Raw genomic sequence first — 25,723 nt, forward strand, 5'->3', positions numbered from 1 at the left:
AATTTCCCGCGTTCCGCCCCTCCTTGAACCGCTGTTACAGGTCCGTCGACAAATACGGACAACCCGGCACTAAAGGACGGATGTTCGGATGCCGAAAGCCCCTGGTCCGTTCGGGTGCGGACCAGGGGTTACGGCTCGCTGGGCATTCGTCTCGTAACGAAGGCGGAACACCCGGATCTCAGGCCAAAGCTACTGGTCAGAGGCCTCGTCGCACGCCTGTCCACGCAACGCCCGTGCCAGATCGTCACGGGACTCCAGCACCAGCCGGCGCAGCGCCGGGGCTGCCTCCTTGTGGGAGTCCAGCCAGGCGTCCGTGGCGTCGAGCGTCTCCTCGGACTGCTGGAGCGACGGGAACAGGCCCTGCACCACGTGCATGCCGATCTGGATCGACCGCTCGGCCCACACCCGCTCGATCGCCGCGAAGTACTTCCCGGCGTACGGCGCGATCAGCTCCCGCTGCGAGCCCTGGGAGAAGCCCGAGATGGTCGCCTCGACCATGGCGTTGGACAGCGCGTCCGACTCCACGACCTGCGCCCACGCCTGCGCCTTGACCGCCTCGGACGGACGGGCGGCCAGGCAGCGCACCTGGTGGCGCTTGCCGGAGGCCGTGTCGTCCCGGGTCAGCTCCTCGGCCAGCGCCTTCTCGTCCACCACCCCGTGCGCGGCCAGCGGCTCCAGGAACACCCAGCGCAGCTCCTGGTCCAGGTCGAGGCCCTCGACCGTCGCCGTGCCCGCGAGCAGGTCCCGCAGCAGCTCGAAGTCGGCCCCCGTGGTGGCCGTCCGGGCGAAGAAGCGCGCCCAGGCGAGCTGGTGCTCGCTGCCCGGCCCGGCCGCGTACAGCTCGCGCCGGGCGCCCTCGGCGAGCAGCGCGGCGGCCGTCTCCCGCCGGGCGGGCGCCGTGTAGTGCGTGACCGCCGACTCCGCCCACGCGTGCAGCATCTGCACGACGCCGATCTCGGACTCGCGCCCGCCGAACCGCAGCACCAGGTCCACGAAGTCCCGCGCCGGGAGCAGCGCGTCACGCGTCATGTTCCACAGCGCCGACCAGCACAGCGCACGTGCCAGCGGGTCGGTGATCGAGCCCAGGTGCTCGCGCAGGGTCGCCAGCGAGGTCGCGTCGAAGCGGATCTTGCAGTAGGTCAGGTCGTCGTCGTTGACCAGGACCAGGTCGGGGGCCTCGGCTCCGGCCAGGTCCGCGACGACCGTCCGTGCGCCGTCGACGTCGGTCTCCACGCGCGCGCAGCGCTCCAGTGTGCCGCCGTCCGTCACCCGGTACAGGCCCACGGCCACCCGGTGCGGTCGCAGCTCCGGGTGCGACTCGGCCGCCTCCTGGACCACCGCCAGCTCCTCGACGCGGCCGTCCGAGCCCAGCAGCACCTGCGGGGTGAGCGAGTTCACCCCGGCCGTCTGCAGCCAGGACCGCGACCAGGCGCTCATGTCCCGGCCGCCGGTCTCCTCCAGCACCGCCAGCAGGTCGCCGAGGCGCGTGTTGCCGTACGCGTGCCGCTTGAAGTAGCGCCGGGCGCCCTCCAGGAACGCCTCCTCGCCGACGTACGCCACGAGCTGCTTCAGCACCGACGCGCCCTTGGCGTACGTGATGCCGTCGAAGTTCAGCTTGGCGTCCTGGAGGTCGCGGATGTCCGCCGTGACCGGGTGCGTGGAGGGCAGCTGGTCGGCGCGGTAGGCCCATGACTTGCGGCGGTTGGCGAAGGTGATCCAGCCGTTGGCGAAACGGGTCGCGCCGACCAGGGAGAACGCGCCCATGAAGTCCGCGAAGGACTCCTTCAGCCACAGGTCGTCCCACCACTCCATGGTGACCAGGTCGCCGAACCACATGTGCGCCATCTCGTGCAGGAGGACGTTGGCCCGGCCCTCGTAGGAGGCCTGCGTCACCTTCCCGCGGAAGATGAACTCCTCCCGGAACGTCACCAGCCCCGGATTCTCCATCGCGCCCAGGTTGTACTCGGGCACGAACGCCTGGTCGTACTTCCCGAACGGGTACGGGAAGTCGAAGTGGTCGTGGAAGAAGTCCAGGCCCTGCTTGGTGACCAGGAACACGTCGTCGGCGTCGAAGTAGGGCGCGAGGCCCTTGCGGCACAGGGCGCCGAGCGGGATCTCCAGCGTCGTGCCGTCGGCGAAGGTGCGCGCGTAGGAGTCCGTCACGTAGTGGTACGGCCCCGCCACCACACAGGTGATGTACGTCGAGATCGGCTCGGTCTCGGCGAACCGCCACACGCCGTCGGCCTGCTCACCGGCCCCGTTGCTCCACACCGTCCAGCCCTCGGGCGCCCGCACCTCGAAGCGGTAGGGGGCCTTCAGGTCGGGCTGCTCGAAGTTCGCGAAGACGCGGCGCGAGTCGGCCGGCTCGTACTGCGTGTACAGGTACACCTCGCCGTCCTCGGGGTCGACGAAGCGGTGCAGGCCTTCGCCGGTGCGGGAGTAGGCGCACTGGGCGTCGACCACCAGCTCGTTGTCCGCGGCCAGGTCCTCCAGCGTGATCCGGGAGCCGTCGAAGACCTCCCCGGGGTCCAGATCACGGCCGTTGAGCGACACGGCCGTCACACTCGGCGCGATCAGGTCCGCGAAGGAGCTCGCCCCGGGCTCGTCGCAGCGGAAGCGGAGCGTCGTCACGGAGCGGAAGGTGCGGGGCCCGTCCCCCGGGTCCTCCCCGACCGCGGACCGCAGGTCGAGGGACACCTCGTACCCGTCGACGCTGAGCAGGGCGGCCCGCTCCCGGGCCTCGTCGCGGGACAGATTCTCACCGGGCACGGGCGGCACTCCTCGGATGTCGTGGGGTACGGCTGAACAGGACCGATCCTGCCACGTGCACCTGACACCGGGCAGCCGGGAATGAGGCGAGCGCATACCGGCGTTGCCGGAGAAAACGGTTGCCTTTCGAGGAGAGACATGTCGGACAAGACCCCCGTCGACTTCTGGTTCGACCCGCTGTGCCCCTGGGCCTGGATGACCTCCCGCTGGGTGCTGGAGGTGGAGAAGGTCAGGGACATCGAGGTCCGCTGGCATCTCATGAGCCTCGCCGTCCTGAACGAGAACAGGCTGGACGAGCTGCCCGAGGAGTACCGCGAGCTGCTGGAGACCAAGGCGTGGGGGCCCGTCCGGGTCGTCATAGCGGCGCAGCAGGAGCACGGCCCCGAGGTCCTCGGCGACTTCTACACCGCGCTCGGCACCCGCATCCACAACCAGGCCGAGGGCCCGGGCAAGGAGACGGTCGCCGCCGCACTGAAGGACGTGGGCCTGCCCGAGTCCCTCCTGGAGCACTGGGACTCCACCCCGTACGAGGCGGAGCTGCGCGCCTCCCACCAGGAGGGCATCGACAAGGTCGGGCAGGACGTCGGCACCCCCGTGATCGCCGTGCCCGGACCCGACGGCGAGCAGATCGCCTTCTTCGGCCCGGTCGTCACCCCGGCCCCGCAGGGCGAGGAGGCCGGCCGCCTGTGGGACGGCACCCTCGCCGTGGCCTCGGTCCCCGGCTTCTACGAGATCAAGCGCACCCGCACCAAGGGCCCGGACTTCTCCAACCTGTAGGCCTCACCGCGAGACGTCGGCTCCCGGGTTCTGGAACTCCTCCGGGAGCCGGCCCCCGCCGGCCTGATGGTCCCAGGGCTGATACCACCGGCAGCCCGCGGCGGTGCAGCGCCACAGGTCCGTGCGGTTCGTCCCGAGGGCCTTGCGCTCCTCGGGCTTGAGCGGCGTGAACACCTGCGTGCCGCTGCCCTTGCAGGTCGGGCAGTGCTTGTCCTTGAAGAACATCAGCTCCTCCTCGCGATCACCGCCAGGTCCGGGAAGTCGGTCACGACCGCATCGACCCCCATGCGGTAGTACAGCGCGTATTCGGCGAAAGCGTCCCCGAAATCGTTCGGTCCGCTCCCATGTCGGAATTGCGCGGGCAGGAACTGGTTCTCGGCGCGGAAGGTGTACGGCCCGATCCGCAGCCCCGCCGCGTGCGCGTCCGCGACGAGAGAGGTGCCGACGAGCGACGCCTTGTCCGGCCCGATCCAGTCCGCGTACCCGGCGATCTCCGCCAGGCCCTGCGGCGTCATCATGTCCCGGTAGGTCGTCGAGGGCAGGTCGTACGGACCGCCCGTGGTCCCCAGCGCCTGCCACAGCGGCACACCCAGGCCCGTCATGCGCCGCAGGCTCGTCGGCTCGAAGGACTGCACGACACACTCGCGCCGGCCGAGCCGGTTGTGCCGGATCGCCGCCGTCAGCTTCGGTTCCAGCGGCAGGCCGATGGACCGGAAGTACGTCGGGTGCTTGGTCTCCGGGAACACCGCGACGGTCCGGCCGTGCTCCCGTGACAGCCGCCGAGCCAGGTCCACGACCTCCTGGAAGGTCATGACCTCCGCGCGCCCGTCGAAGACGGTGTTGCGGTTGCGGACCGCGGGCAGCCGCTCCACGGCCCGCAGCGTCTTCAGCTCGGCCAGCGTGAAGTCCTCCGTGAACCAGCCGGTGACGGCCCGCCCGTCGACCGTCTTCGTCGTACGGCGGCCCTCGAACTCCGGGCGGCGGGCCACGTCGGTCGTCTGGGAGATCTCGTTCTCGTGTCGCACCACCAGCACGTGGTCCTTCGTGGGCACCAGGTCCGGTTCGATCCAGTCGGCGCCCGTCTGCACGGCGTACGTGTACGAGGGCGCCGTGTGTTCCGGGCGCCAGCCGGCCGCGCCGCGATGCCCGATGACGACCGGGCCGCCGCCCTTGCGGGGCACGGCCGCCGCCGCGCCGGCCGTCGCGGCCGTGGCGGTTCCGGCGGCCGCCGCCAGCAGGAGGCATCTCCGTCCGAGGTGCATGCAAGTCCCCTTCTTCGATGGCAGGTTCACCGACGTGCCCGGGCCCGCGCCCCGGCCAGCCGGTCCAGGTGCTCGTCGTAACCGCTCGCATAGAACGCGGCCCGCTCCGGGTCCGGCTCGACCACCGCCGTCGGCTTCGTCCACACCCCGGCGTCGAGCGGCACCCCGTACCGCTCGGCCGCCGCCAGGACCGCGCCCCGCGCGCCCACCTCGCCCTCGACGACCCGCAGCGGCCGCCCGAGCACATCGGCCAGCAGCCGCATCCAGGCGGAGCTGCGGGTGCCGCCGCCGCAGACCGCCAGGTTCCCGGTCAGGCCCGCCGCCTCCAGGCAGTGCCGGGCCGCGTACCCGATGCCCTCGCAGGTGGCCCGGACCAGGTCACCCCGGGTCGACTCCAGGCACACGCCCGTGAGTTCGGCGCGCAGCCGCGGTTCCACGAAGGGGGCGCGTTCACCGGAGGGCGCGAAATACGGCAGCACCCGCACCCCGTGCGCCCCGGGCGGGGTCCCCGCCAGCAGACCGTCCACCTCCTCGTGCCGCACTCCGGTCGTCGACAGCACCCAGTCCAGCGCCGCCGTGCCGACCATGGCGGGCATGGCGCGCAGCCAGTGCCCGGGCCGGTCGGTGGAGATGTACAGACCGGCCGGCTCACCGGTCAGGTCGAGCTCGGTGGTGGCGACCAGACTGGCCAGACAGGTGCCGACGATCAGCAGACCGTCCCCCGGGGCCGTCACCCCGGCGCCCAGCGCGCAGGCCGGCAGATCGTACGGCCCGTTCGCGATGCGCGTCCCCGACGGCAGGCCCTCGCCCCGCGTCTTCGCGGTCGCCACCGGGTCGCTGACCGGGGCGAGCAGACCCCGGCGGTGCGCGAGCCCCAGCAACTCGACGACCCGGTCGTCGTAGGTCCGGGTCCGCGGGTCCAGGAACGGCATCGACGCGTCCGACACATCCGTCGTCGCCGCGACTCCCGTCAGCCGCTGGAACACCATGTCCTTGCAGTACAGGGCGGCCTTCGCGGCGTCCAGCGCCTTCGGTTCGTGACGGTCCAGCCAGGCCAGCAGCGGCCCCGGGCAGCCGGGGAACATCGCGCTGCCCGTGCGCCGGAACACCGACTCGAACGTGCCGTCCGCCAGCCAGCCGTCGACCAGTTCGTGCGCCCGCCCGTCCATCCAGGAGGCGGCGGGGCGCACCGGCCGGCCCTCGCCGTCGACCAGCCACACCCCGTCGCCCTGCCCGGTGAGCCCGGCCAGCTCCACGGGCTCGTCCACGGCGGAGGTCAGCGCCCCAAGCACCGCGACGACCGCCCCGTACACCTCCTCCATGTCCTGCTCGACGACCCCGCCGTGCAGGTCCAGGCCCACCGGCCGGGATTCCACGGCCAGTTGGCGGCCCGCGGCGTCAAAGGCCGCCGCCTTGACCATGGACGTGCCCACATCGATACCGACGTACATGCGGCTCTCCTCCGGGGTCCTCAGGTCAGACAGTGCGCGAGCGGCTCCCCGCGCACCCAGCGGCCCACCTCTTCGGCGGCGATCCGGGCGGCCTTCTCCGCGACCGCCCGCGACGCCCCGCCAAGGTGGGGGGTGAGGACCACGCGTTCGGCCAGTCCCAGCAGCCGGGACCGAGCCGGCAGCGGCTCCCGCTCATAGGTGTCCAGAGCCGCCGCCGACAGCCGTCCGCTCTCCAGCGCGTCACACAGCGCGCCCTCGTCCAGCAGCGGGCCCCGGGCCACGTTCACGACCACCGCGCCGGGCGGCAGCAGCCCCAGCTCCCGGGCGCCGATCAGCCCCCGCGTCTCGGGCGTGAGCCGGGCGTGCAGGGTGATCACCTGCGAGCGGCGCAGCAGGTCGTCGAGCGAGGTCACCCGCAGGCCGTGGATCTCGCCGTGCACATACGGGTCGTGGACCATCACCCGCGCCCCGAACGCGCACAGCACCCGCGCGACCCGGCTGCCGACGGCCCCGTACCCGACCAGCCCGACGGGCAGGTCCTCCAGTTCCAGTCCGCTCTGCTCGTACGTGTAGTACGTCGCCCCCTCCCAGCTGCCCCGCCGGGCGAGCGGTTCGTGGGCGTGGGGGATGCGGCGCAGGGCCGCCAGCATCATGCCGACGGTGAACTCGGCGGTGGCGGCGGCGTTGCGGCCCGGAGCGAAGCAGACCCGCACGTCATGGTTCTTCGCCGCGTCCAGGTTGACGTTGACCGGCCCGCCCCGGCAGACCACGACCAGCCTCAGATCCGGGCAGGCGGCCAGGACCTTCCCGGTGACCGGGCCCATCTGCGTGACCAGGACCTCCGCCCCGGCCAGCGCCTCGATCATCGCGTCCTCGGCGTCACTGGCCTCCTGCACCTCGGCGACCGGCCCGAACGGCTCCAGAGGCCAGCCGAGCCGCAGCTCCGTCACCTCGGCCCGCTCCACCTCGTGTTCCACCGCCCGCGTGATCAGCGACGGCAGGACGAAGTGGTCACCGGCGGCCACGACACGCACGCTCTTCCGGTCGGTCATCGCAGAGAGGCTCCTGTCTCGGCGTCGAAGACATGGGTGTGCCCGGGGTCGGCGGCGACCCGGACCCGCTCGTCGTGGGCGAGCCGAACCTCGGGGTCGGTGAGGACGACCAGATGCCGTTCCACCCCGTCCAGGGCGACGGTCGCCAGGCCCGACTCCAGGAGCGGCTCGTGGGCGACGACCCGGGCGGGCAGTCCGCCCTCGGCGGTGAGCCGGACGTCCTCGGGGCGCACCCCGACCACCACCTCCCGCCCCCGGTCCACCGGCACGGGCAGCGCGACACGCACGGAGCCGGAGAGGCGGGCGTGCCCGTCGCCGCCGGCGATGCCGGGCAGCAGGGTGATCGCCGGTTCGCCGACGAAGTCCGCGACGAACACGTTGGCCGGGCTGTCGTAGATCTCGTAGGGGGTGCCGAGCTGCTGGATGACGCCGTCCTTCATCACGGCGATCCGGTCGGCGAGGGAGAGGGCCTCCTCCTGGTCGTGGGTGACCAGGATGGTGGTGTGGCCCAGGTCCTTCTGGATGCGCTTGAGTTCGCGGCGGGTGGTGTCGCGCTGGGCCGCGTCCAGGTGGGAGAGCGGCTCGTCGAGGAGCAGCACGTCGGGTTCGCGGATCAGGGCCCGGGCCAGGCAGACGCGCTGCTTCTGGCCGCTGGACAGGCCGGCCGGGCGGGCACCGAGGAGGCCGGTCAGACCGACCCGCTCGGCGATCTCCTTCACCCTGCGCTCGACGTCCCCCCGGGAACCCCGGGCGGACCTGCGCCGGGCCTTCAGGCCGAACGCCAGGTTCTCCGCGACCGACAGCGGCGGATACAGCGCGTAGTTCTCGAACGCCACCCCGATGTTCCGCTCCTGCGCGGGCCGTTCCACGACCGACGCACCGCCGACGAGGATGTCCCCGCCGGTGACGGACTCCAGACCGGCGATCATCCGTAACGTGGTCGACTTGCCGCAGCCGGACGGCCCGAGCAGCCCGAGCAGCTCCCCGGACCGCAGATTCAGGTCGATCCCGCGCACGGCCTCCACGGAAGGCCGCCCACGCGACCGGTAGGTCTTCCGCAGCTCACGTAGCTCCAGCCCCGTCATGGCCGCCCTTCATGCCGCAAACCTCGTAACGGACCTTGTGCTCGTCCAGATCCCGCAGTGCCTCCGGTGTCGCCCCGTCGTCCACGAGGACCGTGTCGAAGCGGGACAGCGGGACGACCCGGTGCAGGGCGACCCGGCCGAGCTTGGTGTGGTCGATCAGCAGGACGTTGCGTGCCGCGGCGTCGAGCATCGCCCGCTTCACGGACACGATGTGCTGCTCCTGGTGGTAGGCGTACCCGCCGTGCACGGCCGACGTCGACGCGAAGCACACGTCCACCCGCAGCTGCTCGACGGCCTCCACGCACGACACCCCGAGGAACGAGGAGTGCAGCGGGTCGTAGTCGCCGCCGAGCGCCATCAGATGGATGCCCCGCTGGCCGGACAGGAGGTTGATGGCCTCCAGGAAGTTGGTCACGACCGTCAGCGGCGTGACCTCGGCCGTGCGCAGCCGCCTGGCTATCTCCAGCGTGGACGTGGAGTCGTCCAGCAGGATCGCCATGCCGGGCTCCACCATGCGCAGCGCGTGCTCGGCGACGGCGGCCTTCTCGGCCCGCATGGTCTTCAGCCGGTACTGCACGTTCGACTCGAAGACCCCTGAGGGCTGCGCGGTCACCCCGCCCCGGAACTTCCGTACGATGCCCTGCCGTTCGAGTTCGTCGAGGTCCCGGTGGATGGTCATCAGGCTCACGCCGAACCGCTCGGCGAGCTCCGCCGCCGTCGCCGAGCCGTCGGCGAGCACCTGCTCGGCCATGGCGGCCTGGCGTGCCGCGGGCCCCTGCTGTCCACCACTGCTGTTGCTGCTCATGACTCGGTCTCTATCCGTCGTCCCGGTCGCTCCGGCCGGTCGGCCTCGAACAGCAGCAGGTTCTCAGGCCGGACCACGAGCCGCACCGGATCGTCGGTCCGAAGGCGCGCCGCGTCCGCCCGGGGCGCCACCAGCGACACCCGCTGCTCCCCGGTCCCGAGCCGGACGGTGACCTCCACGGACCGGCCGAGGACCTCGGTGACGTACACGCTCCCCGTCACCTCGTGGCCCTCGCCGTGCAGCGCGATGTCCCGGGGGCGCAGACCGACCAGGACGTCGGTGCCGGGGGCGGCCCGTGCGCGGACCGGCAGCTCGACCCCGCCGTCCGCGCGTACGCCGCTCTCCGTCACCACGCCCGGCAGCAGATTGATCCGGGGCCGGCCGAAGGCCCGGGCGACCTCCGTGTCGTACGGCTCGTACCAGATCTGCTCCCGGGTGCCCGTCTGCACGATCCGGCCCTCCCGGACGACCCCGATCCGGTCGCCGAGCGCGAGTGCCTCGACGGAGTCGTGGGTGACGTAGAGGGTGGTGGTGTGCTGCACGGCCCCGATCGCCTTCAGCTCGGCCCGCATCTGCTGGCGGAGCTTGGCGTCCAGGTGGGAGAGCGGCTCGTCGAGCAGGAAGGCCCGGGCCGGGCGGACCAGGACCCGGCCGAGGGCGACGCGTTGCCGCTGGCCGTTGGACAGCTGTCCGACGGAGCGGTCCAGCAGCCCGGAGATGCCCAGCAGTTCGGCGATGACGCCGATCCGCTGCCGGGCCTCGGCCGCGGGCAGCCGGTGCCGGGGCGAGCGCAGCGGCGAGGCCAGGTTGTCGTAGGCCGAGCGGTGCGGGTAGAGGGCGTAGCTCTCGAAGCACATCGCCACGCCGCGGTCGTAGGGCTCCACGCCCCGCATGTCCTCGCCGTCGAGCACGACCGTGCCGGAGTCGGGCTGTTCGAGCCCGGCGACGGTCTTCAGGGTCGTGGTCTTCCCGGCTCCCGACGGGCCCAGCAGACAGAAGAACTCGCCTTCCCGCACTTCCAGTTCGAGCCCGTCGAGCGCGAGCGTCCTCCCGTACGCCTTGCGTATCCCGCTCAGCCGGATCATGACTTCACCGCCCCGAACGACAGGCCCCGCACCAGATACCGCTGGATCGTCAGCGCCAGCAGCAGCGGCGGTACGACGGACACCAGCGCGGCGGCGGCCGTGAGGTTGTACTTGGGCCGGTCACCGCCGAGGAACGACAGGGCGCCCACGGTCACCGTCTGGGCCTCGTTGGAGGTGAGGATCAGCGGGAAGACGAAGTTGTTCCAGGCGAAGATGAACGCCAGCAGCGACACGGCCGCGATGCCCGGCTTGACCAGCGGCAGCGCCACCTTGAAGAACGCCTGCTTGCGGGTGTAGCCGTCCAGCAGGGCCGCCTGCTCCAGCTCCGGTGTCAGATCGGCGAAGTAGGACCGCATGATCCACACGATCAGCGGCAGCGTGACGAGTTGCAGCACCCACACCATGCCGACGTACGTGTCGAACAACCCGAGCTTCTGGTACAGCACGAACAGCGGGATGATGACCGTCAGTTCGGGTGCGAAGCGGAACGACAGCAGCGTGAACATCAGGTTCTCGGAGCCCTTGAACCGCCAGCGCGCCGAGGCGTACGCCGCCGGCAGCCCCACCACCAGCGACAGCGCGACCGCCCCGACCGACACCACCAGGCTGTTGACGAAGAACCGCACGAACGGGATGCCCTCGCTGTCACCGAGGACCGTCCGGTAGCCGTCGAGGGTGGGGGAGAAGGAGAAGTAGGTGGAGAAGAGCTGGTCGGCCGGCTTCAGCGACAGGATCACCATCCAGGCGATCGGGAACAGCGCGAAGACGAAGTAGAGGACCAGGGCGGCATCGCCCAGCCACCCCAGGACGCGTTTGTTCATGTGGTGACCTCCGCGGCCTTCCGCTGGATCTTCCCCAGGTGTTTCACCAGCACCATCGCGGCCAGGTACACCACGGCCCACAGGACGATCGTGTAGGAGATCCCGAAGGAGTAGCGCTGGAAGCGGATGGCTTCCAGGTACGCCCGGATCTGGAGCACGACGGTCGAGTCGCCCGGCCCGCCTTCCGTGAGCGCGTAGATGATGTCGAAGACCTTCAGCGAGTCCATGAACCGGAAGATCACCGCGACCAGGACGTACGGCCACAGCATCGGCAGGGTCAGCCGCCGGAAGGTGTACCACCACCCCGCGCCGTCCACGGCCGCCGCCTCGAACGGGGAGGTGGGCAGCGACCGCAGACCGGCGAGGGCGAGGATCGCCACGAACGGGGTGTAGACCCAGACGTCCACGGCGATCGACGACAGCAGGGCGCCCGTCGGGGTGTCGGTCCACTGCACCCCGCCCAGCCCGAAGGGCTTGAGCAGATGGTTGACCACCCCGACCGACGGCTGGAGCATCAGCTTCCAGATGATCGCCGCGATCACCGGCGCGATCATCAGCGGCAGGATCAGGATCTTCTCCAGGATCCGGCCGATGACCGTCGACCGGTGCAGCAGCAGGGCGACGGCCACACCGAGCACGGTCTCGGCGAGGGCCGCCCCGACCGCGTACAGCACCGTCACCCACGCCGAGTTCCAGAAGGCCTCCTGCGTGAACACCGTCGTGTAGTTCTCGAACCGCACCATGTCCGGCTGCGGTTTGCTCGCCGAGAAGTCGAACAGCGTGTAGTACAGGCCGAGTCCGAACGGGTAGAGGATCCCGCAGGTCAGCAGCAGGGCGGGCACGATCAGGAGGTACGGGCGCAGGCTGAGCCGCCACCCCATCGGCTAGCCCACCTTGCCGGCGAGGTCGTCCGCCAGCCCGTCCAGGACCGGCTTCGCGCCCTTGCCGCCGTAGATCTCCTGGAGGGCCGCCGCCCAGCTGGTCGTCGCGTCGAAGAACTGCGCCTGCGGGGTGAACTGGATCCTCGTCCGGTCGACGACCGTCTCGAAGGTCTCCAGGAAACCCGGCAGGTGCCGCATCTTGTCCTTGTACGCGGCGTCGTTCGCGACCGACTTGCGCACCGGGTCGATGTGGTTGTGTGTGATCGCGCCCTTGCGCAGGTGCTCCTTGCCGGTCGCCCACTGGAGGAACAGCCAACTGGCGCTCTTCTTCTTGCTCTTGGCGTTCATCCCGAGCGACCAGATCCACATGTTCGTGGCGAGCGAGCCGTCCGGACCCTTCGGCCCCGGGTGGAAGGCGATCTTCCCGGAGGCGGGACTCGCGCCCTTCACCGCCTGGAAGTAGGCGGCCGTGTCGGCGTCGAACAGCATCCCGGCCTTCTTCGCGCCGAGGTCGCTGGAGCACTGGTACCAGCTGTACGACGTCCAGGACGGCGGCCCGCCCCGCTTGACCATCCGTGCCCAGTCCTCGGTGAAGGCGACGGCCTCGGGGCTGTTCATGGCGGGGGTGAGCTTCCCGCCGTCGACCGTGAAGTCCTTCAGCCCGTTGCGGGCGTACATCGTCATGAAGCCCGGGTGGATGGTGGCCCAGCTCCTGGACCCGCGTACGGCGATCCCGTACATCCCGTCGTAGCCCGCGCCCGGCGCCTTCCGCTTGATGGTGCCGGCGAGTTCGGCCAGCTCGTCGAAGGACTCGGCGGGTTTCAGGCCGAGTTTGCCGAACACCTCGGTGTTGTAGGCGACGACGTTCGTCTCCCAGCCCCACGGCAGGGCGTACTGCCCGCCCTTGCCGAGCGGCGCGCCCGCCTTCAGCGACCACTGGTCGGCCTGGAGGAGGTTCGGGAAGAAGTCCGCCTGGTCCCACTCGGAGCCCGTCGCGGAGGGGTTGCGCATCCAGGGCCCGAGGTCCTCCAGCCAGCCCGGCGGCCCGTACTGCCACACCATGTACGCGCCGAGCATGAAGACGTCGTAGGAGGCACGCCCGCTGGACAGGTCCACGGTGAGCTTGTCGAAGTAGTTGTCCTCGGGGAAGACGTCGTACTCGACCTCGATGCCCGTCTGCGCGGTGAACGACTTCAGGTCGGCTATGAGGGCGTCGGTGTACGGGTGCTTGTTGAGCAGCGCCTTGACGGTGGTGCCCTTCTCCCGCTTCCAGTCGAAGGAACCGGTGACGTCGTCCGCCGCGGACCCGTCGCTCTTGTCGTCGTTCCCGCCGAAGCCCGCGCCGCAGGCCGTGAGCAACGGGGCCGCCGCCGCCCCGGCGGCGAGGGCGAGGAAGCGCCGGCGGTCGTGCACGTGCGTGTCCATCCGTACCTCCGCGTGGAGCCTGGTTAACACGTCGAGTCGACTCGTTAACAGAGGGTGGAACGGCTGAAGTTGGGCGTCAATCCCTCGCGCACGGGAAAATATCGGGGCACAGTGAGAAGTTCACAGATCCGGCTGCGACGGCGTGGGAGGTTCCGGATGGTGAACGACGGTGCGGGCGACGGCGACGGCGACGGCCACGGTGCGGGCGCGGGCTGGCTGGGCGTGGATCTGGGCACGCAGAGCGTCCGCGTGCTCCTGGTCACCGCCGACGGCACGGTCCTCGGCAGCGGCTCGGCCCCACTGACGGGGCGCCGGGACGGCGTGCGGCACGAGCAGGACCCGCTGCTCTGGTGGGCGGCGCTGTGCGACGCGTCCCGGGCGGCCCTGCGCTCCGCGCCCCCGGGCCTGCCGATCGGCGGACTCGCGGTGTGCGGCACGTCCGGCACGGTCCTGCTGACCGACGGCTCCGGCCGCCCGGTGAGCCCCGCGCTGATGTACGACGACGGGCGGGCGAAGGCCGAGGCCGCGCGCGCCCGACAGGCGGGACTCGCCGTCCAGGACACCTGGGCGCTGCCGAAGGCCCTGTGGCTGCTGGACGAGTACGGCGGAACCTCGCTGCGCCTGATGCACCAGCCCGACCTGGTCGTCTCGCGGCTCACGGGCGAGCCGCCCCCGGCCGACTCCAGCCATGCCCTGAAGACCGGATACGACCTGGAGCGCGACCGCTGGCCGGAGGCCGCACTGGCCGAACTGGGCGTACCCGACCAGCTGTTCCCGGACGTCGTCCGCCCGGGGACACGCCTCGGCGAGGTCGGCCCGGGCGCCGCCGACGCCACCGGCATCCCCGCCGGCACCCCGGTCTTCGCGGGGATGACCGACGGCTGCGCGGCCCAGATCGCGTCCGGCGCGCTGCGGCCCGGCTCCTGGAACTCCGTCCTCGGCACCACGCTCGTGCTGAAGGGCGCCGCCCGCGACCCGGTCCGCGACCCCACCGGCGTGGTCTACAACCACCGTGCCCCCGACGGCACCTGGCTGCCCGGCGGGGCGTCGAGCGTCGGGGCCGGGGCGCTCGCCGCGCACTTCCCGGAGGCCGACCCGGCCGAGATGGACGCACCGGCCATGGCGTTCGAGCCGTCCAGCGTGATCGCCTACCCGCTCGTCTCGCCGGGGGAGCGGTTCCCGTTCCGGGTACCCGGGGCGACCCCGTTCGTCCTGGGCGCTCCCGCGGAGGACGCCGACCTGTGGGCCGCGCTGCTCCAGGGCGTCGGCTTCACCGAGCGCCTGTGCCTGGACTACCTGCACCACCTCGGCGCCCCCCAGGACGGCCCGCTCACCTTCACCGGCGGCGGCGCCCGCAGCGCGTACTGGAACCAGCTGCGCGCCGACATCCTGGGCCGCCCGGCCCGCGTCCCCGAGCAGACCGAACCGGCCCTGGGCATGGCGGCGCTGGCCGCGTACGGGGCGTCGGGGGCCGGCGCACTCGCCGACGTCACCGAACGCATGGTCCGCGTCCGGACCCTCGTCGCGCCCCGCCCCGGGCGCACCGCGGCCTTCGCCGAGCCGTACGCGCGTCTCGTCGACGCCCTGCGGGACCGCGGCTGGCTGCCCGCCCCGGTCGCCGCGCACGCGCACGGCCGGCTGAACCGGGATACTTCCGCCTCATGAGTACGACCCTCCTGCTGGTCCGCCACGGGCAGACCGTCTGGCACGCCGAGAACCGCTACGCCGGCATCAGCGACATCGACCTCACCGACACCGGCCGCACCCAGGCCGACGCCCTCGGCCGCTGGGCCGCCGCCCACCCCGTCGACGCGATCTGGACGTCCCCGCTGTCCCGGGCCGCCGCCACCGCCGAGCCCGCCTGCCGAGCCCTCGGCCTCACCGCCCAGAGCGAACCCCACCTGCGGGAATGCGACTTCGGGGTCCTCGAAGGCCGTACGCTCGCCGAGTTCGAGGCCGAGGACCCCGAGTGGGCCGCGGCCTACCGGGCCGACCCGGTGGAGCACTCCTTCCCGGGCGCCGAGGACCCGCTGGCCGCGGCCGCCCGTGGCGTGCGGGCCCTGCGCCACATCGCCGCCGCCCACCCCGGCGAACGTGTCCTGGTCGTCGCCCACAACACCCTGCTGCGGCTGGTGCTGTGCACCCTGCTGTCGATCCCGGTGAGCGAGTACCGCAGAGTGCTCCCACGGTTGCGGAACGCGGCGATCAGCGAACTGCGCATGAACCCCGACGGTTCCGCCGCGCTCCTCTCACTCAACGTGCCGTGCGAGAGCGAAACCCCCTAGCACCATGGGCACTGGGAAACCCCCGCGAGTCATGTCCTCGCGGGGGTTTCCTTTGTTCCGCCTGCCGTGCGTGAAAGGTGAGAAGACGATCACGAGGCAGGACGCATCACGGGCTCAGGGAGCCAGCAGCAGCACGTCCGCCCGGGACTTGGCGGCCTCGTGACGCCGGGCCACGTCCTGCCAGTTGACGACCTGCCACATGGCCTCGATGAAGTCGACCTTCTGGTTCTTGTACTGCAGGTAGAAGGCGTGCTCCCAGGCGTCGAAGACGAGGATGGGGGTGGCGCCCTGGCCGACGTTGCCCTGGTGGTCGTAGACCTGCTCCACGATCAGCCGCCCGCTCAGCGGCTCGTGGGCGAGCACACCCCAGCCCGAACCCTGCGTGGTCGCGGAGGCCTTGGTCAGCTGGGCCTTGAAGCCGGCGAACGACCCGAACGACTCGACGATGGCGTCGGCGAGCTCCCCGACACCGTCGGCGGCCAGCGGTTCACCGCCGCCGTCCTTCGGGCCGGTCATGTTCTGCCAGTAGATGCTGTGCAGGATGTGCCCGGACAGGTGGAAGGCCAGGTTCTTCTCCAGCCCGTTGACCGCCCCCCACGTCTCCTTGTCCCGCGCCTCGGCAAGTTGCTCCAGCGTGTCGTTGGCGCCCTTCACATAGGCGGCGTGGTGCTTGTCGTGATGCAGCTCGATGATCTCGGGGCTGATCACGGGGGCGAGCGCGGAGTAGTCGTAGGGCAGTTCAGGCAGCGTGTAGACGGGCATGGGCGGGATCCCCTCCGGAGCTCTTATTGCAACTTGCTTGCAACTGCACGTTAGCAGCAGAAGAGTGCCGTCGGGTGGTCCGGGCACGCGAAAGGCCCCCGCGTGTGTCGCGGGGGCCTTCGGCGATGGGCTTCCTACTGCTTGGCGCGGGCCTTCTGCCACGCGTACCCGACCGCGGCCAGGACCAGGATCATCCCGCCCGTCGAGTACAGCTGCACCCGTGTGTCCGGTTCCCGGGCCATCAGCACGAAGACCGCGGCCATGCCGGCCAGGGCGACCCAGGTCAGCCACGGGAACACCCACATGCGCACCGCCAGCTTCTCGGGGGCCTCGCGCTCCAGGCGGCGGCGCAGGCGCAGCTGCGAGACGGCGATGAAGATCCAGACGGCCAGGATCACCGCGCCGATCATGTTCAGCAGCCAGGCGAACACGTCGTTCGGCCGCCAGTAGCTCAGCAGCACGCACAGGAACCCGAAGACGGAGGACGCCAGCACGGCGATCCGCGGCACCCCGCCCGAGACCCGGCCCAGCCCCTTCGGGCCCTGGCCGCGCTTCACCAGCGAGTAGGCGATGCGGGAGGCGCCGTAGATGTTGGCGTTCATGGCGGACAGCAGGGCGACCAGGACGACCACGTTCATCAGCTGTCCCGCGCCCGGGATGCCGAGCTCGTCGAGGGCGGCGACGTACGGGCCCTTCTCGACGACCGCCTCGGAGTCCCAGGGGACGAGCGTGACGATGACGGCCATCGAGCCGACGTAGAACAGCGCGATGCGCCACATCGCCGTGCGGACCGCGCTCGCGACGCCCTTGACGGGGTTCTCCGACTCGGCGGCCGCGATGGTGACCGTCTCCAGGCCGCCGTAGGCGAAGACCGACGCGAGCAGGCCGATGACCAGGCCCTCACCGCCGTTCGGCAGGAAGTCGGTGAGGTGGCTCGCACCCGGCGAGTCCGTGCCGGGCAGGACGCCCACGATCGCCAGGACGCCGAGTACCAGGAACAGGGTGATGGCCCCGACCTTCAGTGCCGCGAACCAGAACTCGAACTCGCCGAAGTTCTTCACGGCCGCGAGGTTCGTACCGCAGAAGACGACCATGAACAGCGCGACCCACGCCCACTCGGGCGTGCCCGGCAGCCAGCCGGTGACGATCTTCGCGGCGCCGATGCCCTCCAGGCCGACGGCCGTGCAGAGCAGCACCCAGAAGGACCAGCCGGCGGTGAAGCCCGCCCAGGGCCCGATCGCCCGCTCCGCGTGCGCCGAGAACGACCCCGACGACGGATACGCGGCCGACATTTCGCCGAGCATCCGCATCACGAGCATCACGAGGACACCGGAAAGGGCGTAGGCGACCACGATCGACGGACCGGCGGCGGCGATGCCGGCACCGGAGCCGACGAACAGACCGGCGCCGATGACACCACCGAGGGCGATCATCGACAGGTGGCGCTGCTTCAGGCCATGAGAGAGGGCGACGTCGTCCGCGCTGGGCGGCGTCCCCGTGGTGGTGCTGCTGGGCATGGGCGCGACTCGTCCTATGCGTGAGAGGCGTGCGAGGGCAAAAACGCCGCCAGTCTCGGATGCCTCCCCGCCGGACGAAGAGGCATCCCAGCATGTGGACGGCCGCGTCGCTCTGTGTGGCTAGGCGGCGAGCGGTGTGTAGTGCGAGGCGTCGCCCTCGATGACGTAGCTCTCCTTACCCTCGATCCCGACGGGGATGTCCCCCGCGACCGTGACCCGGTGCAGGCGGCGCGGCAGGCCGTCGTAGTTGTCGATCGCGTAGTGCTGGGTGATGCGGTTGTCGAACAGGACCAGCTGGTTCGGCGACCAGCGGTGGCGCAGGACGTTCTCCGGCCGGGTGACGTAGGCCTGGAGCAGGTCGAGGAGCTTGCGCGACTCGCCCCCCGACAGGCCCACGATCCGCTGGGCGAAACCGCCGATGAACAGCCCGCGCTCGCCCGTCAGCGGATGGACGCGGACCACCGGGTGGACCGTGCGGTACTTGATCGAGGTGAACTGGGCGCGCCGGGAGGCCTGCTCCTCGTCGAGGTCCTCCTCCGCGACGGCGTAGTCGTAGTCGTTGGTGTGCTCGGCCCACAGCGTGTCGGCGAGGTTGCGAAGCGGCTCCGGCAGGTTCCGGTAGGCGGCGGCCGAGCTGGAGATCAGCGTCTCGCCGCCGTACGGCGGGATCGTGATGCTGCGCAGGGTGCTGGCCTGAGGCGGGTTGAGGACGAAGGTGACGTCGGTGTGCCAGTGGTTGGCGGCCCGGCCTCGCTCGCTGTCGACGGGCAGCACGTTCGGGGCGCCGTCCACGGCCGACACCGTCGGGTGGGCGGTGGTGATGTCGCCGAAGTTGCGGGCGAAGGCCTGCTGGCCCGCGTCGTCGAGTCCCTCCGCGTCGAAGACCAGGGCCTTGTGGGCGTTGAGCGCGTCCCGCAGGGCGGTGGAGGTCTCCTGGTCGAGGGGCTTGGTGATGTCGACGCCCTCGATGCGGGCGCCGATGTTCGCGGTGACCTTGTGGATCTCGATGGCCATGACGGGTTCCTTCCGGAAGAGGGGATGGGATCGAGAGGAGGATCGAGAGAGGGATCGAGAGGGGGATCGAGAGAGGGATCGAGAGGGGGATCGAGAGAGGGATCGAGAGGGGGATCAGACGAGGGCGGGAGTGATGACGTGCTGGTTGGCGGGGCGCGGGAGGCCGTAGCGCTCCCGCAGGGTGCGGCGGGCGCTGCCGTACCCGGTGCGGAGCAGCCCGCGGGCACGCAGGATCGGGACGACGTGGTCGACGAAGGCCTCCAGGCCGGACGGCAGCACCGCGGGCATGATGTTGAAGCCGTCCGCGGCGCCCGACTCGAACCACAGCTCGATGGTGTCCGCGACCTGCTCGGGCGTCCCGGCGAAGGTGAGGTGCCCACGTCCGCCGCCGAGCCGCCCGATCAGCTGCCGCACGGTGAGCCGGTCGCGCCGGGCCAGCTCCACGACGAGCGTGTAGCGGCTCTTCGCGCCCTCGATGGCGCTCTCCGGCGGCAGGTCGGAGGGCAGCGGGCCGTCCAGCTCCAGGGTGCCGGGGTCGAGCTGCAGCAGCCGCTCCAGACGGTCCACGCCGTGCGTGTGCACGATGTGGTCCTCCAGGAGCCGCTCGTTCGCCAGCGCCTCGGCCTCCGTGGAGCCGATCACCGGGACGATGCCCGGCAGCACCTTGATGTGCTCGGCGTCCCGGCCCGCCGCGACGGTCCGGGACTTGAGGTCGGCGTAGAAGGCCCGCGCGTCCTCGACGGTCTGCTGGGCGGTGAAGACGGCCTCCGCGTACCGCGCGGCGAAGCGTTTGCCGTCCTCGGAGGAGCCGGCCTGCACGAGCAGGGGGTAACCCTGGGGCGTGCGCGGCACGTTGAGCGCGCCCTCGACGCTGAAGTACCGGCCCTGGTGCCGGGGCGGGTGGATCTTGGCGTCGTCGCCCCACACGCCCGCCGCCTTGTCGGCGACGATCGTGTCGTCCTCCCAGCTGTCCCACAGCTTCAGCGCCACGTCGAGGAATTCGGCGGCCCGCGCGTACCGCTCGGCGTGCGCGGGCTCGGCGTCCAGACCGAAGTTGCGGGCGGCCTCCGCACCGGCGGTCGTCACGATGTTCCAGCCCGCCCGGCCGCCGCTGAGATGGTCCAGTGTGGCGAACTTCCGGGCCAGGTTGTACGGCGAGTTGTACGACGTGGAGGCCGTGGCGATCAGGCCGATGTGCTCGGTCGCCGTCGCCAGGGCGGTCAGCAGCGTGATCGGCTCCAGCGCCCCGGCGGGCCGCTGCTGCACGCTGTTCCACAGCTGCGGGCCGTCGGCGAGGAACAGCGAGTCGAAGGTGCCGCGCTCGGCGATGCGGGCGAGCCGTACGTAGTGGGCCAGGTCCACATGCGCGTACGGGTCGCTCTCCGGCAACCGCCACGACGCCTCGTGGTGACCGGTGTTCATCAGGAACGCGTTGAGGTGGAGCTGTCTGCGGGTCATCGGTGGTCCTCCGTGACACCGAGAGCGGCCAGCAGCCGCTCCCGGTATTCGCCGAGCAAGGGGTCGCGGTACGACCGCGGGTGCGCGCGGTCGATGGTGAGGTCGAGGCCGATCCGGCCCTTCTCCAGGACGAGCACCCGGTCGGCGAGCACGATCGCCTCGTCCACGTCATGGGTGACCAGCAGCACCGAGGGCCGGTGGCGTTCCCACAGCTCCCGGAGCAGACCGTGCATCCGGATCCGGGTGAGCGCGTCCAGCGCCCCGAACGGCTCGTCGGCCAGCAGCAGTTCGGGCTCCCGTACGAGCGACCGGGCCAGGGCGGCGCGCTGGGCCTCCCCGCCGGACAGCTGGCCCGGCCAGGCCCGCTCGCGGCCCTTCAGGCCCACCTCTTCCAGCGCCTCACGGCCCTTGCGCCCGGCGTCCTTGCCCTCCGCGCCGAGCAGCACGTTGTCGAGGACCCGCCGCCAGGGCAGCAGCCGGGAGTCCTGGAAGACCACCGACACCCGCTCGGGCGCGGTGAGCTGCCCGGAGCCGGTGACGCCGTGGTCGAGCCCGGCGATCGCCCGCAGCAGCGTGCTCTTGCCGGAGCCGCTGTGCCCGAGCAGGGCCGTCAGCTGCCCGGCGGGCAGGTCGAGGTCGATGCCGTCGAGGACCGTGCGCCCGTCGAACGACCGGGTCAGGCCGCGCAGTTGGACGGCGGGCCGGGTCAGCTGCTCAGTGTGCGGCGCCATGACAGCACCCTCCGTTCGACGAGACGGACCGCGCTGTCGGAGATGAGGCCGAAGATGCCGTAGACGACCAGGCCGACGAGGATGACGTCCGTCTGGCCGTAGTTCTGCGCCTGGAACATCATGTAGCCGAGTCCGCTGGTGGCGTTGATCTGCTCCAGCACCACCAGGCCCAGCCAGGAGCCGGTGACGCCGAGCCGCAGCCCGACGAAGAAACCGGGCAGGGCACCGGGGACGACGACCTGCCGGATGAACCGGTACCTCGACAGTCCCTGGACCTCGGCGAGTTCGACGAAGCGGCTGTCGATGCCCGACAGCGCGGCGTGCGTGTTCAGGTAGATCGGTATGTAGACGACGATCGCGATGATGGCGATCTTGAAGGTCTCCCCGATGCCCAGCCACAGGATGAACAGCGGGATCAGACCGAGGGTGGGGATCGCCCGGTTGAGGTTGACCGTCCCGTCGATCAGGGCCTCGCCGGTCCGGGTGAGTCCCGACGCCAGTGCGAGGAGGATCCCCACGGCCAGACCGATCGAGAAACCGGTGGCCGCGCGCTGCAGCGAGGTCAGGATGTCGTCCGGCAGCGTGCCCGCGCTCCACAGCCGGCTGCCCGTCTCCAGCACCGTCCACGGGGCCGGGATCGCCCCCGGGTCGAGCAGACCGGCGGCGGAGGCGGTGCTCCACAGCGCGAGGAGGGCGGCCGGTCCGACGAGCCGGGTGGCGGGCAGCCGCTTGCCGGGAGCCAGCCGCCGGCGCCTGCGCACCTGGTGCGTCCCCTCCACCGGGGCGAGCACCGCGGGAGCCTTCGCGCTCGTGTGCGTGGTCGTGGTCACGGCGGTCACCTCCGGTACTCCGCGGGCACGGCCTTGGCCGCGAGGGACTCGAAGCGGTGGTCGAAGAGCTCGGAGACGTCGAACTTCTTCACGAAGCCGCCCTCCGCGAGCAGATCGGCGGTCTCCTGCTCCCATGCGATGGCCTCGTCCCAGCGGGGCGGGAACAGCGGCTTGTTGGCCAACGCGGTGACGGCCTTCGCCTGCGCGAGCGTCAGGTTCTGCGTCCCGACGTAGAACTGCTCGTTCCACTCGTCGGGGTGCTCGTAGGTCCACACCTGGCTCTTCGCCCAGTACGGGACGTACGCGGCGATCGCGGCGGCCTTCGCCTTGTCGTTCAGCACCGAGACCGGCGCCCACAGCAGGTTGAGCAGGTCCACCACGTCCGTGGTGATGGTGCGTGCCGACTTGTACTGCGCGAGATACGCGGGAGCCTGGGTGTTGGCGAGCGGGGCGATGTCCACCTGCCCGGACTGCAGGGCGGTGAGGAACTGGTTGCTGGTCAGCGGCACCAGCTCCACGTCGTCGTACGCCAGCCCGGCCTTCTTCAGCGCCCGCAGCAGGACCACGCCCTGCGCCTGGCCCTGGGAGAAGGCGAGCCGCTTGCCCTTGAAACCGGCGACCGTACGGATGTCGCTGCCCGGCTTGGTGGCGAACAGGTAGTTGGGCTTCCGGGTGATGTTGATCGCCACGATCTTCGCGTCGAAGCCCTGGTAGTGCGCCTGGATCGGCGGAATGCCCGCGTTGTTGGCCACCTCCAGGGACTTCGAGCGGAAGGCGTTGATGACGTCGGGGCCCGCGCCGATGTTCAGCCAGTCGGCCACCTTGAACGGCAGGTCCCGGAACCCGGCCAGCTTGAACTGGAGTTGCTGCGCGTTCTGGTACGAGGCGATCTTCAGGCTCGTACCGGCGGGCACCTTGGAGGCGAGGGGAGCGTCGGAGGCTTCTTCGGCGGCGGCACTGCTGTCCGCGCAGCCGCTCAGTCCGGCCGCCGCGGCCGTCACGCCGAGCAGCGAGGTCAGGAACAGACGCCGGTCGAGACCGGGCAGGGGAGGAGAGGGCATGGGAGGACTCCCTGGGTATGGAAGGCGGCACCGCACGCGGAATTCCGGACAGGAAAAGCCGGGCAGGGGAATTCACGTGAATTTCACACGGGGAAGAAGAAGGCGCTCCGCGAACGGGCGCCTGGGCGCGTCAACGGGTCAGCAACAGAGAGTGCGACAGCTCGTGAGCGGGGTCATGAACAGGATGTTCCTGGTCAGCAGCCCGCCCTGTCAACATTCCGAGTTTCTGAATTAAATAGCCTCAGGTGACGCGGCCAGCGGATTCCGGTAGAGAACGTCGAGCGCCACCGAACCGCCGGCCACGGCCAGTACGGAATCCGTGAAACTGATCGGTGAGACGGTCGCCGCGCGATCCGCTCCGACCTCTTCCCGCAGCGCGGCGAGACAGTCCGCCCGGTGCATGGCCCCGATCTCCGTCACGACCACCCGCTCGGGGTTGAGCACGTCCTGCAGCAGCCCGACCGCACGGCCCACCCGCCGCGACCGCTCCCGCAGCAGCCGCCCGGCCACCGCGTCACCGGCCGCCGCGGCGGAGACCACGTGCATCGGGTTCACCCCGTCGACGACCCCCGCCTCCCGGGCCTGCCGGCACAGCGTCCGCTCGCTCAGCTCGACCTGGAGGCAGCCCACGCGGCCGCACGCGCAGGGCTCCGTGCCGCCCGGCACCGGCAGATGGGCGATCGCCCCCGCCTGTGAGCGCGGCCCGTGGTGCACCTCGTCATGCGTGGCGAACGCGGCGTCGACCACATTGCCCGCGAACAGATGCAGCACGCTGCCGCTGCCCCGCGCCCGCCCGAACAGCCGCTCCGCGTTCACCAACGCCCGCGCGTGCCCGTCCACATGCACCGGCAGCCCGGTACGCGCCCCGAGCACCTTCCGCACCTGCACCTCGCGCCAGCCGAGCAGGCCATGCTCCACGACGGTGCCCGAGTCCCGGTCCACCCAGCCGCCCGCCGCGAACCCGATTCCCAGCACCCTGCTGCGGGGAGCCCCGGCGAGCAGCGCCGCCAGCGCGTCGGCCGCCCGGTCCAGCACCCGCGCGGGCTCGGTGCCCCCGTGCTTCACCTCGCTGCGGGCCACCACCCGCCCGCGCAGGTCCAGCAGCGCGACCGTGGTGTACGGCACCGCCACGTGCACACCGCCCACCACGAACCGGGAGTCGTCCAGATCGACCGGCAGATGCGGCCGGCCCACGCCCTTGGGGCGCCGCGGCGCGGCGGACTCGCGGATGAGGCCCAACTCGGCGAAGCGGGCGCAGTAGTCGGTCACCGACGCCGGCGACAGACCGGTCAGCCGGGCGATGGTGCTGCGCGCGACCGGCCCGTGCTCCAGCACGGACCGCAGGACGACGCTCGCGCTGGTGCGGCGCCGGTCGCTGTCCGCGACACGGGGAATGGGGGACGTCAGAAGGGGAGCCGCGGTACGGGGCATGGGAATCTTCCTGGAGGCCGGTCCGACACTGCGCCGTTTCGATCGGCGAGCCGGATCCCTCCGCCCCGCCTCACCGAGGGCGGCGACAGGTGGCCGTGCCCTGGCGTCGCAGGTCGACATAGCGACGCGACGAGAAGTACCGGGCCTGGGCAACCATGTCCGCGACGCTAGCAAAACGGCCCCGGGCTGCCCAGACGGCGACCGACGGGCGAGACGGCGCAGCCGGCGGGTCCGGCGGCTCGGGTGGCGTGGGTGGCTTTGGCGGAAACCTACAGACGCCTCCGACCCGGCCTCCGTGGCGTGCACCATCTCATCACCGTGACCGGCGTCACGCCGACGTCGGTGTAACCGGCACCCTTTGTCCGAAGCCGACCAACGGCCGGTCCACGCCTTTGTGGACGGCTGACGGTGATCGGGACGAGGGCGCTGGGATAGCGTCACGGTGTCCCACCGGCCCTCACCCTCGCGGAGTCCCCATGAGCACCGCTGCCGCCACACCGTCCAGCACCGGACAGGTCCTCGCCGACCTGCTCCCTGCCTCCCGAGTCCGGGACGCGGCCCTCGTGCTCGGCGGCGCCGCGCTCACCGGCCTCGCCGCCCAGATCTCCGTGCCCGTCCCGGGATCCCCGGTGCCGGTGACCGGCCAGACCTTCGCCGCGCTGCTCGTCGGCACCTCCCTCGGCGCAGGCCGCGGCTTCCTCGCGCTCGCGCTGTACGCCGTGGCGGGCATCGCGGGCGTGCCGTGGTTCGCGCAGGGCACCTCGGGTGTCGCCCCCTCCTTCGGCTACATCCTCGGCATGATCCTCGCCTCCACCGTCGTCGGCGCCCTGGCCCGCCGCGGCGCCGACCGCTCGGTGCTGCGCACGGCCGGCACGATGCTGGTGGGCGAGGCGATCATCTACGCCGTCGGCGTGCCCTACCTGGCCCTCGCCACCGGCATGTCCGCCACCGCCGCGATCGCGGCCGGCCTCACGCCGTTCCTCATCGGCGACGCGCTGAAGGCGGCGCTGGCGATGGGCGTCCTGCCGACGGCCTGGAAGTTCGCGAACAAGCGCTGACACCTCGGTCGTCACCGAGAGGCCCGCCGGGGGGGCCCGGGCCCCCCCCGGGCGCGGCCGGGGAAACCCGACGCCGGCGGGCGCCCCCTGAGCCCGACACGGGCCCCCCGCCCCCCCCCCGCGCCCCCCACCAAAAAAGCCCCCCCGCCGCGGGGAAGTATAA

At 71.4% G+C, this 25,723-nt stretch carries 23 protein-coding genes; 4 read left to right on the forward strand and 19 right to left on the reverse strand.

The window, feature by feature from the left end:
* Nucleotides 1-189 precede the first annotated feature (189 nt).
* On the reverse strand, nt 190-2,769 hold the full coding sequence (gene pepN, locus ACFCXS_RS09000; protein WP_376642376.1) for an aminopeptidase N: 2,580 nt from the start codon (nt 2,767-2,769) through the stop codon (nt 190-192).
* Nucleotides 2,770-2,907: 138 nt separating this feature from the next.
* On the opposite strand from pepN, the gene ACFCXS_RS09005 reads away from it, so the two are divergent.
* Complete coding sequence (locus ACFCXS_RS09005) at nt 2,908-3,546, forward strand: DsbA family protein (RefSeq protein WP_376642377.1); 639 nt, start codon at nt 2,908-2,910, stop codon at nt 3,544-3,546.
* A gap of 3 nt (nt 3,547-3,549) precedes the next feature.
* Here ACFCXS_RS09005 and ACFCXS_RS09010 read toward each other — a convergent pair whose 3' ends face one another.
* From ACFCXS_RS09010 to ACFCXS_RS09055, 10 genes are read right to left on the reverse strand one after another with little or no spacing between them, the layout of a single operon-like run.
* Nucleotides 3,550-3,771, reverse strand: coding sequence for a hypothetical protein (locus ACFCXS_RS09010; RefSeq protein WP_376642378.1), 222 nt, complete (start codon nt 3,769-3,771; stop codon nt 3,550-3,552).
* Nucleotides 3,771-4,808, reverse strand: a complete 1,038-nt coding sequence (locus ACFCXS_RS09015) for a glycerophosphodiester phosphodiesterase family protein (RefSeq protein WP_376642380.1) — start codon at nt 4,806-4,808, stop codon at nt 3,771-3,773. Before ACFCXS_RS09015 ends, ACFCXS_RS09010 begins: the two co-directional genes overlap by 1 nt.
* Before the next feature lie 26 nt (nt 4,809-4,834).
* The gene (locus ACFCXS_RS09020; RefSeq protein ID WP_376642381.1) at nt 4,835-6,259 is read right to left on the reverse strand and encodes an FGGY family carbohydrate kinase; all 1,425 of its coding nucleotides are present in this window, start codon (nt 6,257-6,259) and stop codon (nt 4,835-4,837) included.
* Between the two features lie 20 nt (nt 6,260-6,279).
* Nucleotides 6,280-7,311: a 2-hydroxyacid dehydrogenase gene (locus ACFCXS_RS09025; RefSeq protein ID WP_376642382.1), complete on the reverse strand. Its 1,032-nt coding sequence runs from the start codon at nt 7,309-7,311 to the stop codon at nt 6,280-6,282.
* Entirely contained in the window at nt 7,308-8,396 is a 1,089-nt protein-coding gene (locus ACFCXS_RS09030; RefSeq protein ID WP_376642384.1) for an ABC transporter ATP-binding protein, read from the reverse strand. The genes ACFCXS_RS09025 and ACFCXS_RS09030 overlap by 4 nt, the downstream gene beginning before the upstream one ends.
* Nucleotides 8,374-9,201, reverse strand: coding sequence for a DeoR/GlpR family DNA-binding transcription regulator (locus tag ACFCXS_RS09035; protein ID WP_376642385.1), 828 nt, complete (start codon nt 9,199-9,201; stop codon nt 8,374-8,376). Before ACFCXS_RS09035 ends, ACFCXS_RS09030 begins: the two co-directional genes overlap by 23 nt.
* A complete protein-coding gene (locus ACFCXS_RS09040; protein ID WP_376642386.1) occupies nt 9,198-10,286 on the reverse strand; it encodes an ABC transporter ATP-binding protein in 1,089 nt (362 codons plus the stop codon). Before ACFCXS_RS09040 ends, ACFCXS_RS09035 begins: the two co-directional genes overlap by 4 nt.
* The gene (locus ACFCXS_RS09045; protein ID WP_376642388.1) at nt 10,283-11,107 is read right to left on the reverse strand and encodes a carbohydrate ABC transporter permease; all 825 of its coding nucleotides are present in this window, start codon (nt 11,105-11,107) and stop codon (nt 10,283-10,285) included. The genes ACFCXS_RS09040 and ACFCXS_RS09045 overlap by 4 nt, the downstream gene beginning before the upstream one ends.
* Complete coding sequence (locus ACFCXS_RS09050) at nt 11,104-11,988, reverse strand: carbohydrate ABC transporter permease (protein ID WP_376642389.1); 885 nt, start codon at nt 11,986-11,988, stop codon at nt 11,104-11,106. Before ACFCXS_RS09050 ends, ACFCXS_RS09045 begins: the two co-directional genes overlap by 4 nt.
* A gap of 3 nt (nt 11,989-11,991) precedes the next feature.
* The gene (locus ACFCXS_RS09055; protein WP_376642390.1) at nt 11,992-13,413 is read right to left on the reverse strand and encodes an ABC transporter substrate-binding protein; all 1,422 of its coding nucleotides are present in this window, start codon (nt 13,411-13,413) and stop codon (nt 11,992-11,994) included.
* A 156-nt stretch (nt 13,414-13,569) separates the two neighbouring features.
* Between ACFCXS_RS09055 and ACFCXS_RS09060 the strand changes: the two genes are divergently transcribed.
* Complete coding sequence (locus tag ACFCXS_RS09060) at nt 13,570-15,078, forward strand: FGGY-family carbohydrate kinase (RefSeq protein ID WP_376642391.1); 1,509 nt, start codon at nt 13,570-13,572, stop codon at nt 15,076-15,078.
* Nucleotides 15,075-15,698 carry a histidine phosphatase family protein gene (locus ACFCXS_RS09065; protein ID WP_376642392.1) on the forward strand — a complete coding sequence of 208 codons (624 nt, stop codon included), beginning with the start codon at nt 15,075-15,077 and terminating at the stop codon, nt 15,696-15,698. The genes ACFCXS_RS09060 and ACFCXS_RS09065 overlap by 4 nt, the downstream gene beginning before the upstream one ends.
* 114 nt (nt 15,699-15,812) lie before the next feature.
* Here ACFCXS_RS09065 and ACFCXS_RS09070 read toward each other — a convergent pair whose 3' ends face one another.
* The 8 genes from ACFCXS_RS09070 to ACFCXS_RS09105 form a co-directional block, all read right to left on the reverse strand.
* Nucleotides 15,813-16,460, reverse strand: a complete 648-nt coding sequence (locus tag ACFCXS_RS09070; protein WP_376642393.1) for a superoxide dismutase — start codon at nt 16,458-16,460, stop codon at nt 15,813-15,815.
* Between the two features lie 134 nt (nt 16,461-16,594).
* Complete coding sequence (locus ACFCXS_RS09075) at nt 16,595-17,977, reverse strand: amino acid permease (RefSeq protein ID WP_376642394.1); 1,383 nt, start codon at nt 17,975-17,977, stop codon at nt 16,595-16,597.
* Nucleotides 17,978-18,097: 120 nt separating this feature from the next.
* Complete coding sequence (locus ACFCXS_RS09080; RefSeq protein WP_376642395.1) at nt 18,098-18,991, reverse strand: TauD/TfdA dioxygenase family protein; 894 nt, start codon at nt 18,989-18,991, stop codon at nt 18,098-18,100.
* Nucleotides 18,992-19,105: 114 nt separating this feature from the next.
* Nucleotides 19,106-20,449: an LLM class flavin-dependent oxidoreductase gene (locus ACFCXS_RS09085; RefSeq protein WP_376642396.1), complete on the reverse strand. Its 1,344-nt coding sequence runs from the start codon at nt 20,447-20,449 to the stop codon at nt 19,106-19,108.
* The gene (locus ACFCXS_RS09090) at nt 20,446-21,180 is read right to left on the reverse strand and encodes an ABC transporter ATP-binding protein (protein ID WP_376642397.1); all 735 of its coding nucleotides are present in this window, start codon (nt 21,178-21,180) and stop codon (nt 20,446-20,448) included. Before ACFCXS_RS09090 ends, ACFCXS_RS09085 begins: the two co-directional genes overlap by 4 nt.
* Nucleotides 21,156-22,019 (reverse strand): ABC transporter permease, encoded by an 864-nt coding sequence (locus tag ACFCXS_RS09095; RefSeq protein ID WP_376642398.1) that lies wholly within the window; start codon nt 22,017-22,019, stop codon nt 21,156-21,158. Before ACFCXS_RS09095 ends, ACFCXS_RS09090 begins: the two co-directional genes overlap by 25 nt.
* Complete coding sequence (locus ACFCXS_RS09100) at nt 22,016-23,071, reverse strand: ABC transporter substrate-binding protein (protein WP_376642399.1); 1,056 nt, start codon at nt 23,069-23,071, stop codon at nt 22,016-22,018. The genes ACFCXS_RS09095 and ACFCXS_RS09100 overlap by 4 nt, the downstream gene beginning before the upstream one ends.
* Before the next feature lie 231 nt (nt 23,072-23,302).
* Complete coding sequence (locus tag ACFCXS_RS09105) at nt 23,303-24,502, reverse strand: ROK family protein (RefSeq protein WP_376642400.1); 1,200 nt, start codon at nt 24,500-24,502, stop codon at nt 23,303-23,305.
* Nucleotides 24,503-24,978: 476 nt separating this feature from the next.
* Here ACFCXS_RS09105 and ACFCXS_RS09110 point away from each other — a divergent pair, with 476 nt between their 5' ends.
* On the forward strand, nt 24,979-25,560 hold the full coding sequence (locus tag ACFCXS_RS09110) for a biotin transporter BioY (protein WP_376642401.1): 582 nt from the start codon (nt 24,979-24,981) through the stop codon (nt 25,558-25,560).
* Nucleotides 25,561-25,723: the final 163 nt, after the last annotated feature.

The organism is Streptomyces sp. NPDC056373 (assembly GCF_042262425.1).
Taxonomy (GTDB): domain Bacteria; phylum Actinomycetota; class Actinomycetes; order Streptomycetales; family Streptomycetaceae; genus Streptomyces.